This window comes from Kushneria indalinina DSM 14324 (assembly GCF_003385845.1).
In the GTDB taxonomy this organism is placed as follows: domain Bacteria; phylum Pseudomonadota; class Gammaproteobacteria; order Pseudomonadales; family Halomonadaceae; genus Kushneria; species Kushneria indalinina.
This window is the reverse complement of record NZ_QRDJ01000006.1, coordinates 510,366-524,011: the sequence shown is the minus strand read 5'-3', so window position 1 is coordinate 524,011 and position 13,646 is coordinate 510,366. Positions and strand designations below refer to the sequence as shown.

12 protein-coding genes are annotated in these 13,646 nt (G+C 63.2%); 7 read left to right on the top strand and 5 right to left on the bottom strand.

Going from position 1 to position 13,646, the window contains the following annotated elements:
• The first annotated feature begins 8 nt into the window (after nucleotides 1–8).
• The 4 genes from C8D72_RS02420 to C8D72_RS02405 are packed head-to-tail and all read left to right on the top strand — an operon-like array spanning nucleotide 9 to nucleotide 3,420.
• Nucleotides 9–407, top strand: coding sequence for a 6-pyruvoyl trahydropterin synthase family protein (locus C8D72_RS02420; RefSeq protein WP_115852807.1), 399 nt, complete (start codon nucleotides 9–11; stop codon nucleotides 405–407).
• Nucleotides 404–1,495, top strand: coding sequence for a glycosyltransferase family 4 protein (locus C8D72_RS02415; RefSeq protein ID WP_115852806.1), 1,092 nt, complete (start codon nucleotides 404–406; stop codon nucleotides 1,493–1,495). Before C8D72_RS02420 ends, C8D72_RS02415 begins: the two co-directional genes overlap by 4 nt.
• Before the next feature lie 15 nt (nucleotides 1,496–1,510).
• Nucleotides 1,511–2,419 (top strand): class I SAM-dependent methyltransferase, encoded by a 909-nt coding sequence (locus tag C8D72_RS02410; RefSeq protein ID WP_115852805.1) that lies wholly within the window; start codon nucleotides 1,511–1,513, stop codon nucleotides 2,417–2,419.
• A gap of 32 nt (nucleotides 2,420–2,451) precedes the next feature.
• Complete coding sequence (locus C8D72_RS02405; RefSeq protein ID WP_115852804.1) at nucleotides 2,452–3,420, top strand: lysylphosphatidylglycerol synthase transmembrane domain-containing protein; 969 nt, start codon at nucleotides 2,452–2,454, stop codon at nucleotides 3,418–3,420.
• Between the two features lie 2 nt (nucleotides 3,421–3,422).
• Here C8D72_RS02405 and C8D72_RS02400 read toward each other — a convergent pair whose 3' ends face one another.
• Nucleotides 3,423–3,650, bottom strand: a complete 228-nt coding sequence (locus tag C8D72_RS02400; RefSeq protein ID WP_115852803.1) for a hypothetical protein — start codon at nucleotides 3,648–3,650, stop codon at nucleotides 3,423–3,425.
• 78 nt (nucleotides 3,651–3,728) lie between these two features.
• Nucleotides 3,729–4,598 carry a RibD family protein gene (locus C8D72_RS02395; protein ID WP_115852802.1) on the bottom strand — a complete coding sequence of 290 codons (870 nt, stop codon included), beginning with the start codon at nucleotides 4,596–4,598 and terminating at the stop codon, nucleotides 3,729–3,731.
• A gap of 396 nt (nucleotides 4,599–4,994) precedes the next feature.
• On the opposite strand from C8D72_RS02395, the gene C8D72_RS17500 reads away from it, so the two are divergent.
• On the top strand, nucleotides 4,995–5,138 hold the full coding sequence (locus tag C8D72_RS17500) for a hypothetical protein (RefSeq protein WP_170140472.1): 144 nt from the start codon (nucleotides 4,995–4,997) through the stop codon (nucleotides 5,136–5,138).
• Between the two features lie 31 nt (nucleotides 5,139–5,169).
• Here C8D72_RS17500 and recD read toward each other — a convergent pair whose 3' ends face one another.
• Nucleotides 5,170–7,272, bottom strand: coding sequence for an exodeoxyribonuclease V subunit alpha (gene recD / locus C8D72_RS02390; protein ID WP_115852801.1), 2,103 nt, complete (start codon nucleotides 7,270–7,272; stop codon nucleotides 5,170–5,172).
• Nucleotides 7,269–11,108, bottom strand: coding sequence for an exodeoxyribonuclease V subunit beta (recB, locus tag C8D72_RS02385; protein ID WP_170140471.1), 3,840 nt, complete (start codon nucleotides 11,106–11,108; stop codon nucleotides 7,269–7,271). Before recB ends, recD begins: the two co-directional genes overlap by 4 nt.
• 167 nt (nucleotides 11,109–11,275) lie before the next feature.
• Here recB and C8D72_RS02380 point away from each other — a divergent pair, with 167 nt between their 5' ends.
• A complete protein-coding gene (locus tag C8D72_RS02380; protein WP_245955118.1) occupies nucleotides 11,276–12,331 on the top strand; it encodes a C45 family autoproteolytic acyltransferase/hydrolase in 1,056 nt (351 codons plus the stop codon).
• A gap of 273 nt (nucleotides 12,332–12,604) precedes the next feature.
• Nucleotides 12,605–12,763, top strand: a complete 159-nt coding sequence (locus C8D72_RS17495) for a hypothetical protein (RefSeq protein WP_170140470.1) — start codon at nucleotides 12,605–12,607, stop codon at nucleotides 12,761–12,763.
• Nucleotides 12,764–12,873: 110 nt separating this feature from the next.
• Here C8D72_RS17495 and C8D72_RS02375 read toward each other — a convergent pair whose 3' ends face one another.
• Nucleotides 12,874–13,569, bottom strand: coding sequence for an alpha/beta fold hydrolase (locus C8D72_RS02375; protein WP_115852799.1), 696 nt, complete (start codon nucleotides 13,567–13,569; stop codon nucleotides 12,874–12,876).
• Between the last annotated feature and the right edge of the window lie 77 nt (nucleotides 13,570–13,646).

Genomic DNA, 13,646 nt, shown 5'->3' with positions numbered 1-13,646 from the left:
GTTTCGCCATGTATAGCCTTACCGTTCGCGATCACGTCATGATCGCCCACAGCTTCAACGGCCAGATCTTCGGCCCGGCCCAGAAACTGCATGGCGCCACCTACATTGTGGACGTCACCTTCAAGCGTCCCGACCTGGATCAGGATGATCTGATCGTCGATATCGGCCTTGCCAGCCAGACGCTGTCGGAAGTGCTGAGCGATATCAACATGCAAAACCTTGACGAGATCGAGGAGTTCAAGGGGCGTAATACCACCACCGAGTTCATGGCCCGGGTCATCTTTGACCGCATGGCCGCCTCGATCGAGGCCGACCAGCTGGGTGAAACCGGCAAGGGACTGACGGCGCTGAGCGTCACCCTGCATGAATCCCACATTGCTTGTGCAAGCTATGAAGGGTCGCTATGACATCCGAGAGTTCCGTTCGCCGCCTGACCCTGATCGTTGCCGGGCGGCCGGATCAGCTGACCGGCGGTTATATCTATGACAGGCGTATTGTCGAGGCACTGCGCGAGACCGGCATTGCCGTCGAGGTCATCGGCCTGGATGGCCGCTTCCCGTGGCCGGATGATATTGCCCGTGAATCGCTGCAGCGGGCGCTGGGGGGCTGTACCGATCGCAGCCTGGTGGTCGTTGATGGCCTGGCCGCCAGCGCCATGCCCGATGTGCTGGAAGTGCATGCCCATCGCCTGACGCTGGTGGCGCTTGTTCATCATCCCCTGGGAGATGAAACCGGCCTCGAAAAGAATCAGCGGGAAACGCTATTGACGCTTGAATGCCAGGCGCTGCAGTCAGTCGCCGGCATTATCGTCACCAGCGCCTTCACGCGGCGCCGTCTGATCGAGCTGGATATCGATGCCTCACGCATCAGCGTGATCGAGCCCGGCATTACGCCGGTACCCATCGCCCCGGCAGACAACGACACACCGCGACTGCTGTGCATCGCCACACTGATTCCTCGCAAGGGCCAGCATCTGCTGATCGAGGCGCTGGCCGATCTCAAGGCGCACGACTGGCACTGTGCTCTGATCGGCGATGACACCCGCGACGAACGCTATACCGAGAGGCTTCGCGATTTGATCATCGAGCATCAGCTCGAGCAGCGCGTCACGATTCACGGCGCGCAGCCGCCCGAGGCGCTCGAAGCGCACTGGCAGCACAGCGATCTGTTTGTCCTGCCCTCTTTTTACGAAGGCTATGGCATGGTGATCGCCGAGGCGCTGGCCCATGGTCTGCCAGCGGTCACGACCACCGGCGGCGCTCTGGCCGACACCCTGCCTGACAGTGCCGGTGTCCACGTTCCCCCTGACGATGCGATGGCGCTGCGAGACGCGCTGCGTACACTGCTGTTTGACGACACCGAGACGCGCAGCACGCAGTATCAGAGTTTGCGTCAGGGGGCGCTGGAAGCCCGCCGGACGCTCAATGACTGGCCGGGCGCTGCCGAGCGCTTTCTGGCCTGTCTCAATCGCCTGCACGCCAATGCTGTTTCCTGACCGGAGCGACCGCCGATGACCCCACCACGGCCTCAGGGCGAGATGGCCGAGCACAGTGATTTCAGCCCATCGTGGCTTGCCCTGCGTGAAGCAGCCGATCATCGTGCCCGCGATGAGCAGCCGCTGGCCGGCATCTGCCGACACTGGCTGTCATCACGCCCGCACCAGGGCGCCTTGCGATTGCTGGATCTGGGCTGTGGCAGTGGCAACAACCTGCGCTATCTCGCCCCTCGCCTGCCACCGCAACAGCACTGGACCCTGATCGATCAGGACCCTGCGCTGCTGGCGCATGCCCGTGGCGAGGGCCATCCCCATCATGACCATATTGCCGAACTGCACTGCCTGCAGCGCGACCTTTCCGGGCTGGATCAGGCGCTGACGGACGATGTACTAAGCAAAACCGATATTGTCACCGCCTCCGCCCTGCTGGATCTGGTCTCAAGCCCATGGCTGGAAACGCTGACTGCTCGATGCGCGTCGCATCAATGCGCGGTCTGGCTGGCCATGAGCATCAATGGTGACAATGCGCTTATCGACCGTGACGGCAACCATGGCGATGCTGACCTGCTGGCGATGGATCAGCAGGTGCAGGCACTGATCCGAGCCCATCAGCAGCGTGACAAGGGCTTTAACGGTGCACTGGGTACGCAGGCACCGGAGGTGGCCGCCACCCTGCTTGAAGAGGCCGGCTATCAGGTCACCAGAACCAGTGCTCCCTGGCAGCTGGACTGCGCTTCTCCCGACCAGGCACTTCTGGCGCAGGCGCTGGTTCAGGGCTGGCTGGAGGCCGCGCTGGAACAGGCGAGCGATCAGCGCCAGGCCCTGAAGCAGTGGCATGACAGGCGCCAGCAGGATATTGCCCATGGCCGTCTCGTCATCACAGTGGGGCATACCGATCTGTTCGCCGTGCCCGAGGGGTCATGAGCGCCGACCGACCTCGACAAGCGGCGGGCCTCATGCGCGGGTATCGGTGCCTGCTGAGCTCTTCGATACTGCGCTGGACGCTGACGCTGATCCTGCTGGGAAGCGTGTTCTGGCTGGTGGATATCAATGCCCTGCTGGCGCGCCTGAGCGATCTTTCTCCGGGCTGGCTGGCCCTGGCACTGCTGATCTCGGTGCCTCAGATCATGCTGTCCGCCTGGCGATGGCGACTGACCGCGCGCCACATGGACATGTCGCTGCCGCTGACCACCGCCATCCGTGAATACTATCTATCGACCTTTCTCAATCAGATGCTGCCGGGCGGCGTGACGGGGGATCTGGGACGTGCCTGGCGACACGGCACCCGAAATGCCTCTCATGGTGCCGCACTGCGGGCGGTCATTATCGAGCGCGCCTCGGGTCAGGCTGCCCTGTTACTGGTCGCGCTGGCCACGCTGCTCATCTTTACACCGCTGCGCCACGGGCTGGTCGAGCGATGGTCACGGCTGAATCTGATGCTGCATGACCGCACCGACATACCCTACGCGCTGGTCTACCTGGCATTGATGATGATGGGGCTGGCGGGCGTGTGGGCCTTTAGGCACCCGCCACAATGGCTGAGCGCCCTGCGCCGCGATCTGCGTCGCGGGCTCTGGAACCGACGGCTGTGGCTGCGCCAGCTGGCGAGTTCGCTGGCCATTGTCCTGAGCTACATGCTGGTATTTGTCTGTTGCGCCAGAGCCCTGGGAGAGCCTCTGCCGACGACCACTCTGCTGGCGCTGACGCCACCAGTGCTGATGGCCATGGCCATTCCGATTTCCGTGGCCGGCTGGGGGATCAGGGAGAGCGCGGCGGCGCTGATCTGGATGCTGGCCGGGCTATCGGCTCAGCAGGGCGTGGCCATTTCAGTGACCTACGGGGCAATCATATTACTCTCGAGTCTGCCGGGCGCCGTGGTCCTGCTGATGGGACGACACACCAGCTCTCGTCAGGTGCCCGGATAGGATCAGGGCAGCATGTTGACGATACCGCTATCGCTATCGTCTTCGCTGCTCTGCTGACCGGTGCCGGCAGTGGCTTCATCGCCCGGGAGCTCGCCGGGGATCACCCCATTGGCCGCATCCCTTTTGAGGTTCCACTGCCGCTCCTGATGTGCCTGATCCAGCGTCAGCCAGATGCCGGACACCACCAGCAACACACAAAACAGCAGCGATACCAACCCTTTCACACTCATTCTCAGGCTCCAGTCAATGACGAGGGGACCCTGGCATTTTCACAGAAACCCGATCAACGAAGGCCCTGAAAAGAAAGGTTAATTACGGTCTGTTTGCGCAACAGCGCCAAGATCGAGGTCAAAAAGCACATCATCACCCAGCGTGTAATGACGAGCCGACGGACGCATCGCCTGACTCAGGCACTCGATGACCGGCAGGGTCAGCGTGGGCCGGCCCGAACCGATAATCATGGGGGTGACCATACTGTGCAGACGATTGAGGCAGCCTTCCTGTAAAAACCGCGAAATGGTCATCCCGCCCCCTTCTACCAGCACGCTGTTCAATCCCTGATGGCGCAAAAGGTCGATGACCTCGCGGGGGTCGACACCGTCCTCCTTCAGGCCAAGCCCGCCTACGCTGACGCCACGGCCGTGGCGCTCGTGACATGCCTGCCAGCGCGCCACATGCTCATGCCCCACCAGATGCAGCGTCGGGGCGCTGTCATCTTCAAAGACAAAGCGACTTTCAGACATTCGACCCCGCGGGTCCAGCACCACCCGGACCGGATTCTCCCCTGCCACATGGCGCACGGTCAGGCGCGGATCATCCATGGCCACGGTGCCGGCGCCGACCACAACGGCATCGACCACGGCCCGCAGTGCATGCAGATGAACAAGGCCTTGCTGTCCGGTCACGTAGTAGGACGCCCCGCACTCCGTGGCGATACGCCCATCAAGGCTCTGACCCAGCTGCGCCATGACCAGGGGCGTCGTGCGGGCCACCAGCGGCAGCATGATGTCGAGCAGCTGCGACGCGGGTGCGTCAATGTCGTCACTACAGTGCCACTCTCCCCCGGCCGTTATTGATATCGGCCCGTGCTGATACGAGAGACCGCGCTGCCAGTCAAACCGGCGGGCGCGCAATACATGTTCCCAGGCCTGCGCTCTGGAAATTGTCGTCGCTGCCATAAGCCTTCTGCTACTCCGGTACGTTGCGGTTTAAAAACATGACAATAGCGACCCTACGGACAGCCTTGCCGCTTCAAAAGGCCTGTCATGCACACACGACGCCCCTTGATAAGAATAAAATTGTACAAGTTTCCCAAAAACCTCTGCCGTTAACTGAAAAGGTCCATGCAATGAGGTTCTTATGGGCCGAAACCGGCTTATTCAGAGGCTTCAAGGAACAGTGTTCAAAAATGTCATGCCTGCTGATTGTGAAAATTCATGAGCGTTGACTGGCAATTCAACACGCCTTGTACTGATAATGTACAAGAATTTAAGCCATTACATGGTGGCCCGGGTCGCTACCCAAAGGCCTGTCACCATCAGCACATGTCGATCATCCAGAGAGGAGATATTGTCATGTCTTCAAGCGATTATCTGCGCGTTCACAACACCCGGCTGGCCGATATGAATGCCCTGCCCAGAGCGTTGCTCTGCCGCTATCTGGCGACCTGTCCGTCTGCAGTTCGCCATCAGCTGCTGGTACGCCTGGGCCAGAGTTAAACGTTGTCGGCTCCCGAAGCTCTGTCGTCCCCTATGCGCCTAAGCGTTTGCCCACCCCGGATGCCCGCCACGTCTGCCTGAGTGCTGCGCTCTCGACGGCGCCAGCAAAGGCGGTCATGATCAAACAGTGCGATCTGGCCCGCGTAATGCCGGTATAGACCAGCTCTCTGGTCATGATCGGATTGGGGCGTTCCGGCAGTACCAGTAATACCCGCTCAAACTCCGAGCCCTGCGACTTGTGCACCGTCATCGCAAATGCCGTCTCCACCCCACCCAGCCTGCCCGGCAGTACAGCACGCACCCCGTCACCGGAGGGATGCGGGAAGAAGACGCGCAGTCGGCCTGACGCGTCGTTACGATTGGCTTTATCGGTGGGCATGACCATCGCGATGCCGATATCGCCATTGTATAACCCCAGCTGCGGATCATTGCGCGTGACCATCACCGGACGCCCGGCGTACCAGCCGCGGGTACCGCCCACCAGCTTCTCCCGAAAGAGCGCCTCGACGATCGCGTCGTTGAGACCTTCCACCCCCCAGGATCCTCGACGCAGGGCGCAAAGCACCTGAAAGCGCGCGAAAAGGCGCAGCACTGCCTCTGGCGCCGCCCCATCGGCCATGGCCCTGAGGGCTTCCCGATAGCCGTTGACCGCCTGGCGGATCAGTGCACCACCCTGCTCCCTGACCAGCTGAAACTCGATGTCCTGAAACCCGGCCTGCCAGCAGCGTCTGATCTCTTCCAGACTGCCGTGATTCACGCCACGCGCCAGGGCGCCGATCCCCGAGTGCTCGTGAAAGCGATAGCTCTTTTGCAGCACTACCACATGATCGGCGAGCACCGACGGCGGCGCATCTCGTACCGGCAGGGCCTGCCCGGCAGCCCTTTCGGTCAACGTCTGCACCGCATCGCTGCATCGCCCCTGTTCGGCTCCTTCACAGAGATCACCCAGTACGGCACCGGCCTCAACGGAGGCCAGCTGGTCGCGATCGCCCAGCAGGATCAATCGCGCGTGGCTCGGCAGCGCGGCCAAAAGCGAGGCCATCAGCTCCAGATCCACCATGGAGGCTTCATCCACGACCAGTACATCCAGTGCCAGCGGATGATCGGCGTCGTGACGAAAATGCCGGCTGTCACGCCGAACACCCAGCAGCCGATGGAGCGTGGTGGCCTCCCGCGGCAGGGAAGCTCGAACCGCCTCGGGGACGTCCAGGGCGGCGACCGCCCCGCCCAGCGACTGAGACAGCCGTGCCGCCGCCTTGCCGGTCGGCGCGGCCAGATGAGTGATCAGCGCGCGCCCCTGCTCGTTCAGGGCGCTCTCCTGTAACAGCGCCAGCAGGCGGGTCACCGTGGTGGTCTTGCCGGTGCCCGGCCCGCCGGAGATCACGGTCAGACGATTGCGCAGGGCCATGGCACAGGCCACTTTCTGCCAGTCGGGCGCCGCGGCCGCGCTCGAATCGCCAAAGAGCGACTCCAGTCGTGCCAGCATCTCATCGCTGACCGCACCGGCGCCGGCCATCAGGCTCTGAAGACGCGCCACGACGCTGCATTCGTGCTGCCAGAAGCGACGCAGATAAAGTCTCCGGTCCTCCAGCACCAGCGGCCGCGAGGTGGTGTCCTCCTCTCCCTGGCCCAGCACACAGGAGACACGCAAGCGCTCGCTCCATGACTCGACATGATGAACCCCCAGCGCCGCCAGCAGCGCACCGGGGGTGACGATGCCGACCGCCTCTCCCGACGCCTGGCCATCATGAGGCGGCAGGGACAGCACCGCGTCGGGGTCGCGCAGGGCATGCTCAAGATCCAGACAGATATGTCCGCGCCCCAGCTGATGGCTGACCAGGGCAGCGCTCAGCGTCACCAGCGGGTCGCCTCCCGGCTCACGCGCGCTGACAAACCGGGCCAGATGGGCATCCAGCGGCCGCAGCCACCCTACCGCGACCCAGCGCTCAAGCTGCTGCTCGATAAAGGCCATGTCCACTGCGCCGTCCGGGAGCGCCGGATATGAGCCCGGTCCGGACTCGAACGAGGCGTCATCACCAGGCACGACGTCGTCGGCATCCGGCGTCTCCAGCGGCTCATCAGCATCGAACAGGGAGAACTGACCGCTCTCCAGGCTTTTGTCCCGACGTGTCATGACAACGCTCCTGCACCGGCCATTGCATCCCCGACGCTGTCGCCGTTGGGGCCCCGCTCGCCTTGCGCCAGCAGTTGGTCCAGCTGCTCGATCAATTCACGTGCCGGCCTGCGATACAGCACGCCTCTTCCGCCTTCGGCCGTCATCCCGCGCAAAAAGAGATAGAGCACGCCACCGAGATGATGATCATAGTCATAGTCCGGCAGCCGGCTACGCAGGTGACGATGCAGCGCCAGGGTATAGAGCACGTACTGGATGTCGTAGCGGTGTGACACCACCGAGGCCACCATGGCCGCCTGGTCATAGGCCTCCAGGGTGTCGCCCAGATGGTTGGATTTCCAGTCGATCACGTAGAAGCGTCCGTCGTGTTCAATGACCAGATCGATATAGCCCTTGAGCATGCCGGCAAGCGTTCTGGGTGCCAGCTCTGCCCGTATTCCCGGCAGTGGCTCATGCTCACGGATCAGCGCATCCAGGCGATCACTGCTGACGCCGCGGGCCGGCAGCCAGAACTCGAGTTCGGTGCGCCAGCCGGCCAGACGATCCAGCGCCAGCCCCGGCAGGGCCGGATGCAGCGGCGCCGTCAGGACGGCGCAGCACCAGTCATGCAGCACCGTGACCCAGTGCGGGTCCAGATTGCCGCGCTGTACCCGCTGGCGAATCAGTCGATAGAGCTCGTCGCGATAGTCCGAGCCCGGCACCGCCAGCTCGCCCAGGCGGTCCGGGTCGATGTTTTCCAGCAGGGCGTGCAAGAAGGTGCCCGCCCGCGGACCGCGCGGGAAGTCGAGCAACCGGCGTACCGGCGGCAGCGGAATGGGACTGGTCTCGGCCAGCACCTCCAGGTCAAGCCCCGGGCCCTGCGCCTCAAGCATCGCGTCGCGCGCCTGGCGGGTCATGTCACCGGGCTGGCGTGCGCCCTCGACCAGCGCCGTATAGGAGGCCACCCACCAATCGCGGTCGATGCGCCCCTCAAAGCGCCGCGCCCTGCCCACCTCCGACGCGCCGTCCCCCGCCGGTACCGTCTGCGTCAACTCGGTAGGCGGCGCCGCCAGCGCGATGCTGCCCGGCGTTACCAGCGATTTCAGTACCTCGCGCAGGGTGGCAGTATCCAGCGACGTGTACCCGCCGTGCTGACACAGCAGTGCGCCGATTGCGGCGCCGGCCAGGGTTGTCGCCCCTTCCGGTGTGTCCTTGCGCGGCGCGCCCTTGTAAATCGGCCCGATCCCTAACCGACACAGATAGCGCGCCCGTGTCAGCGCCACATACAAAAGCCGCAGATCCTCCTGAAGGCGGACCCGATCGGCCCGGGCGCGCTGCTCATCGCTGACCTGCATGATCAGCGAGGCACCGTGATCGGCGTCGCTCAACATCAGCGTTTTGCTTTTGCCATCCACCTCGCGGTGGTCGGCAATAAAGGGCAGATAGACCAGCGGATACTCAAGCCCCTTGGACTTGTGGATGGTAATGACCCGCACCAAGGTGTCGTCACTTTCCAGCCGCAGAATCAGCGACTGCGGGTCCATGCCGCTGTCAAAGCGCCCGGCAAGCGACTGATGCCACCAGCGCAGCAGCGCCTGCTCGCCGTCCAGCCGGGCGCTGGCGGTCTGTGCCAGCTCGCCCAGATGCAGGACATCGGTCAAGGCTCGTTCGCCGTCGGCCTGAGCCAGCAGCCGGGCGGGCACATCAAAATCACGCATGATCACGCGCAGCATCGGCAGCACGCCCTGGCGTTGCCAGAGGCGATGATAGCCATCAAAGCGCGCCACCATCGCCTCCCAGGCAAGCTCATCGGCCTCCAGACGCGCCACTTCCGCCAGCGAATCACTCATGAGTCGGGTGGCCAGCGCCGCGCGCAGGGAGCGATCATTGCGCGGGTGGGCACAGGCTTCCAGCAGCTGCAGCAGGTAAAACGCCTCGCGTGACTCGAACACCGAGGTCTTCTGGCTCAGATAGACCGAGCGGACCCCGCCCTCCAGCAGCTTCTGGCGCACCCGCATGGCCTCGCTGCCGGTGCGCACCAGAATGGCGATATCCGCGGGCCTTAGAGGCCTGAGTTCACCGTCGGTGCTGCGAAACCCGGTCTCCCCGCGACGGGCACCGGCCAGCAGTCGCGTGATGTCGGCACAGGTGGCCGTGGCCATGGTGTCGAGATAGTCATCGCGTTTGACCGAGTCGTTACCGTCCATGTGCCAGCAGGTCAGCGCCTCGACCGGCTCGCCGGCCTCGACAAACACTTCATCGCGCCCCTGGGCCGTCACCGCTTCATAGGGGATCTCCGCCAGCTGAAAGGGCGCCTCGGTGGCAAAGAGTTGATTGACGGCACTGACCATCGCCTGGGTCGAGCGAAAGTTGCGATCCAGCGTGTAGCGCTGGTCCACATGGCGGCGCGCCTGCAGGTAGGTGTCGATATCGGCGCCGCGAAAGCCGTAAATGGCCTGGCGCGGATCACCAATCATCAAAAGCGCGGTGGGCACCTCGGAGGTGTCCGACAACCCCATGCCCGGGTCAGACACATCAGCATTATCCGACACAAGCCCTTCCATCTGGTGCGGCATGGCGTAGATGGTGGAAAAGATCCGGTACTGGACCGGGTCGGTATCCTGAAACTCATCGATCATCGCCACCGGCAGGTTGTGACGAATGCGCGCGGCAAGCCGCGCACCGGCCTGCCCTGCCAGCGCCTCATCAAGGCTGTTGAGCAGATCATCGAAATCCCACATGCCGCGCCGGCGCTTTTCAAGGGCCAGCGACTGCGCCAGCGTATCCCGGGCGTGCGCCAGGAGCTGTGCACGCACCGTGGTCTGCTGGTCACGCTGGGTCTCGGCAAGCGTTTCAAACTGCGCAAGCGCCTCGAAAAAGGGATGCATCGGCGGCGTGTGATTCTTTTTGGTGGCGTCTTCCAGACGCGCCCTTGAACACCATAGCCGCCCTTTCGAATCCCGAAGCGTCTCGTCGGGCACGTCCTGTTCGCCCATCATCCACTGACCCAGGGCGACAAGGCGCGCGTCCAGATCCGCCGGCTTGAACATGTTGGCCTTGAGTGAGCCGCCCTCGATCGCCTCTCGCAGCAGTGCTGCAATCTCGTCACTGGCGCTCTGCCACAGCTCACGCAACCGGGCCAGCTGGGCATCGCTCTGCGCCAGACTTTGATCCAGCCGGCCCAGCGCCTCATCGATGGAAGCCGGTGCCTGGATCAGCGTCTCCCCCAGCATCAGTGCCCGGGGGCGGCCGCCGTGCAGCAGCAGGCCGATCTCCTGGCGCAGGTCATCCGGCGTTTCCCACCACTGCGCCAGCAGACGCTGGCGCGCCGCAGACTGTCGATAGAACTGACGACGCCAGTAGTCTTCCACCAGTGACCTGAACAGAACGCTGCTGTCCGGCACCAGCTCGCTGGCAAACAGCGCACCGCTGTCGAAGGCGTGGCGCTTGAGCATGCGCTGGCAAAAGCCATGAATGGTAAAAATGGCCGCATCGTCCATTACGCGCGCGGCGGCATCGAGCTGCGAGGCCGCACGCTCTCGATCACCGGCGTCGATGTCTGCCAGCAGCCGATCCAGCACGGCGTCGCTGTCGGCACGTCCCAACAGCACTTCGCGGGCCTGACGCAGGCGCGCGCGGATACGATCGCGCAGCTCCTCGGTGGCGGCCTCGGTAAAGGTCACCACCAGGATTTCCGGCGGCATTAAAGGGCGAGGATAGGCAGCGTCACCGCCATGACCCAGCACCAGCCGTACATAGAGCGCGGCCAGGGTAAAGGTCTTGCCGGTGCCGGCGCCGGCCTCGATCAGGCGGCGGCCATTAAGCGGTAGCGTGGGGATATCAAGCGATGTGGTCATGAGCGCATTACACCATCGCCGCGCCTCGTGTGCCATGGGCGTTATTCATCGCGAAAGTCTCTTGTGAAAGCGCTGTGCCGCGCATCGGCGCCCGGTCAGCACTCGACGGATCGACTTCTGGGGCTCATGCTGGAAGTGAATCAGGCGGATAACAACAGGAGCGCGACGTGGTCAAACATATCGATGTTCGGGGCACCCATTTCGAAATCGGTGAAGCGCATGGGCGACAGGCAGCGTCGGAAATCGCCATCAGCCTGGCCACCTATCGTCGGATGTTTCAGGACATGGCCGGACTTGACTGGGACACGGCGCGCTATGAGGCCGAACGCTTCAAGGCGGCCATCGAGCATGTCTGCCCGGAGCTTCTCGAAGAGATGGCCGGTATCGCCCAGGGGGCCGATATCGACCCACTGGACGTGCTGGTGCTCAACGCCCGCAGCGAAATTGCGCTGACCCATGCCGGCGGCCCCATTCAGCCCGATGGTTGCTCGGCGCTCTCGCAGCGCGACACCACCAGTGGCGTACAGTGGCTGGCGCAGAACTGGGACTGGAAGGCTTCACAGCGTGACGCCCTGATCTGCATGACCCTGCGGGCACCGGACAAGCCGGCGATTGCGATGGTGACCGAGGCCGGCATCATCGGCAAGATCGGCTTCAACGAGCACGGCGTGGGGGTATGTCTTAACGCGCTGCGCTCGCAGATCTGCAAGCCCAAGCTGCCGGTCCATGTCATGCTGCGTCGGGTGCTGGAAAGTGACGGCGTCGAACACGCCCTGGACATGATCGATGAGGTGGGGGTGGCCTCACCGGCGCATTTTCTGATTGCCGATGGCAGCGGCCACGCCGCAGGCGTCGAGGTGTCTCCGATGGGGGACAGCGCCATGACCCCGCGTCACGGGCGACTCTGCCATACCAATCATCTGATCGCCAGACATCTGCCACCCGGGCTTGAGGACTTCCCCCGTGAGGACTCCTTTACCCGCCTTGATCGCCTGCGCGAACTGGTCGCCGACAGCGAGCCCTCCTTTGAGACCCTGCGATCACACCTGAGTGATGAACAGGGCGCGCCGGATGCCATTAATCGGAGAGAAAATCCGGACACGCCCGAGGGCGAACGCATGGAAACGATTTTCACGATCGTCATGAACCTGACGGAAAAGCGTGCCGAATTGAGTCTGGGCAAACCGGCCGATCAGCCGGACATTGTCACATTGAGCCTGTGAAGCCCCTTTTGCTGCGCCAGCCCGAGGCGCAGCAATCGACTGCTCTTCTACCGTCATGGCAGCAGTGAACAAAGCCGTTTCCAGATAAATGCCTCGAACCCCCAAACGGGCGATAAAAAACGTGAAAACGACCGGAACAGCCAATAAAACGTTAACATGATGCCGTCAAAAGGAATCTTCAGCCGTTATTTAGCCTGGTATATTGAATCCCCCCGACGCTAACCGCATATACTGGGATCAGGGAAACATCCCGACACCCAGGGAGGGATCAGCATGAAACGAGCAATTGGGGCATTCATCGCCAACTGGCTTCGCAAGCCGGAAAACCGCCGCAAGGCCAAACAGACGGCGCAGAACGTGTGGAACCGCTTTCAGCAGGGTAAGGGAACGGCGGCCAAAAATGGCCGTAACTCCCCGCGCCAGCAGCGTTAATACCGCGGCCCCGACTCTGCTGTCCTTACCACTTTTTCCCGCGTGGTGAACTTCTGTTCATCACGCGTTTTCATATCTGCCTGCTGCGCCCGAAAGGCTTTTTGCTCGCCTCAGGCTGATCGAGAAGACGCGTTCAGAAAGGCCACGATGGCCTGCGCGGTGTCATCCGTCCGATCGATCACCAGGCCATGTCCTGCATCGGTGATCATCTGTATCTGCCCGGTGGGTGGCAGACACTCTGCCATGGCCTGACGCGCCGGCCACGGAATCAACATGTCGTGCTCGCCAAAAAGATGCAGCTGAGGGATCGTCAGTCGACCCAGCGTTTGACGCAGGTCCATGCTTCCCAGCAGCGCCAGCTCCGTCGCCGACTGACGCGCGCCGGCCCGGGGCAGTGTCGCCAGCAGTCGTTTACCCAGATGCCAGACGTCATGTCGTCCCTGATCCAGCCATGACCCCAACGCTCGCGGACGCACGCTCATCTCCGACCAGGCGGGTGGCATCACCCGCGCGCTGGCACCCATGGTGATCAGCCCGGGGGTACGCGCGCCACGCCGTTCGGCCAGCGCCGTGGCCAACATGCCACCCATCGACCAGCCCCCCAGCCAGGCGTTGTCGGGCAGCTGGGCATCCAGTGCCTCAAGCCACGTCTCCAGCCGAGCCTCCTTCAGACGCGGATAGACCGGACACTGCACGCTGATGCGGGGATCAAGGCGCTCGATGGCACGTGCCAGCGGCGCCAGCGGTCGCGGTCCCAGCACCCAGCCGGGCAACAGGACCAGCGTGGTCTTGTCAAAAGTGCTCATGAGCGATTCTTTGCAAAAAATGAGGCGCTATTGTCGAGTGCGCAGCGCGTATTGTCACCGTGTCATCCACCGTAAGA

Excerpts from the sequence above, each read along its gene's own strand:
- C8D72_RS02420 (WP_115852807.1), top strand. The coding sequence starts at position 9 with ATGTATAGCCTTACCGTTCGCGATCACGTCATGATCGCCCACAGCTTC.
- C8D72_RS02415 (WP_115852806.1), top strand. The coding sequence starts at position 404 with ATGACATCCGAGAGTTCCGTTCGCCGCCTGACCCTGATCGTTGCCGGG.
- C8D72_RS02410 (WP_115852805.1), top strand. The coding sequence starts at position 1,511 with ATGACCCCACCACGGCCTCAGGGCGAGATGGCCGAGCACAGTGATTTC.
- C8D72_RS02405 (WP_115852804.1), top strand. The coding sequence starts at position 2,452 with ATGCGCGGGTATCGGTGCCTGCTGAGCTCTTCGATACTGCGCTGGACG.
- C8D72_RS02400 (WP_115852803.1), bottom strand. The coding sequence starts at position 3,650 with ATGAGTGTGAAAGGGTTGGTATCGCTGCTGTTTTGTGTGTTGCTGGTG.
- C8D72_RS02395 (WP_115852802.1), bottom strand. The coding sequence starts at position 4,598 with ATGGCAGCGACGACAATTTCCAGAGCGCAGGCCTGGGAACATGTATTG.
- C8D72_RS17500 (WP_170140472.1), top strand. The coding sequence starts at position 4,995 with ATGTCTTCAAGCGATTATCTGCGCGTTCACAACACCCGGCTGGCCGAT.
- recD (WP_115852801.1), bottom strand. The coding sequence starts at position 7,272 with ATGACACGTCGGGACAAAAGCCTGGAGAGCGGTCAGTTCTCCCTGTTC.
- recB (WP_170140471.1), bottom strand. The coding sequence starts at position 11,108 with ATGACCACATCGCTTGATATCCCCACGCTACCGCTTAATGGCCGCCGC.
- C8D72_RS17495 (WP_170140470.1), top strand. The coding sequence starts at position 12,605 with ATGAAACGAGCAATTGGGGCATTCATCGCCAACTGGCTTCGCAAGCCG.
- C8D72_RS02375 (WP_115852799.1), bottom strand. The coding sequence starts at position 13,569 with ATGAGCACTTTTGACAAGACCACGCTGGTCCTGTTGCCCGGCTGGGTG.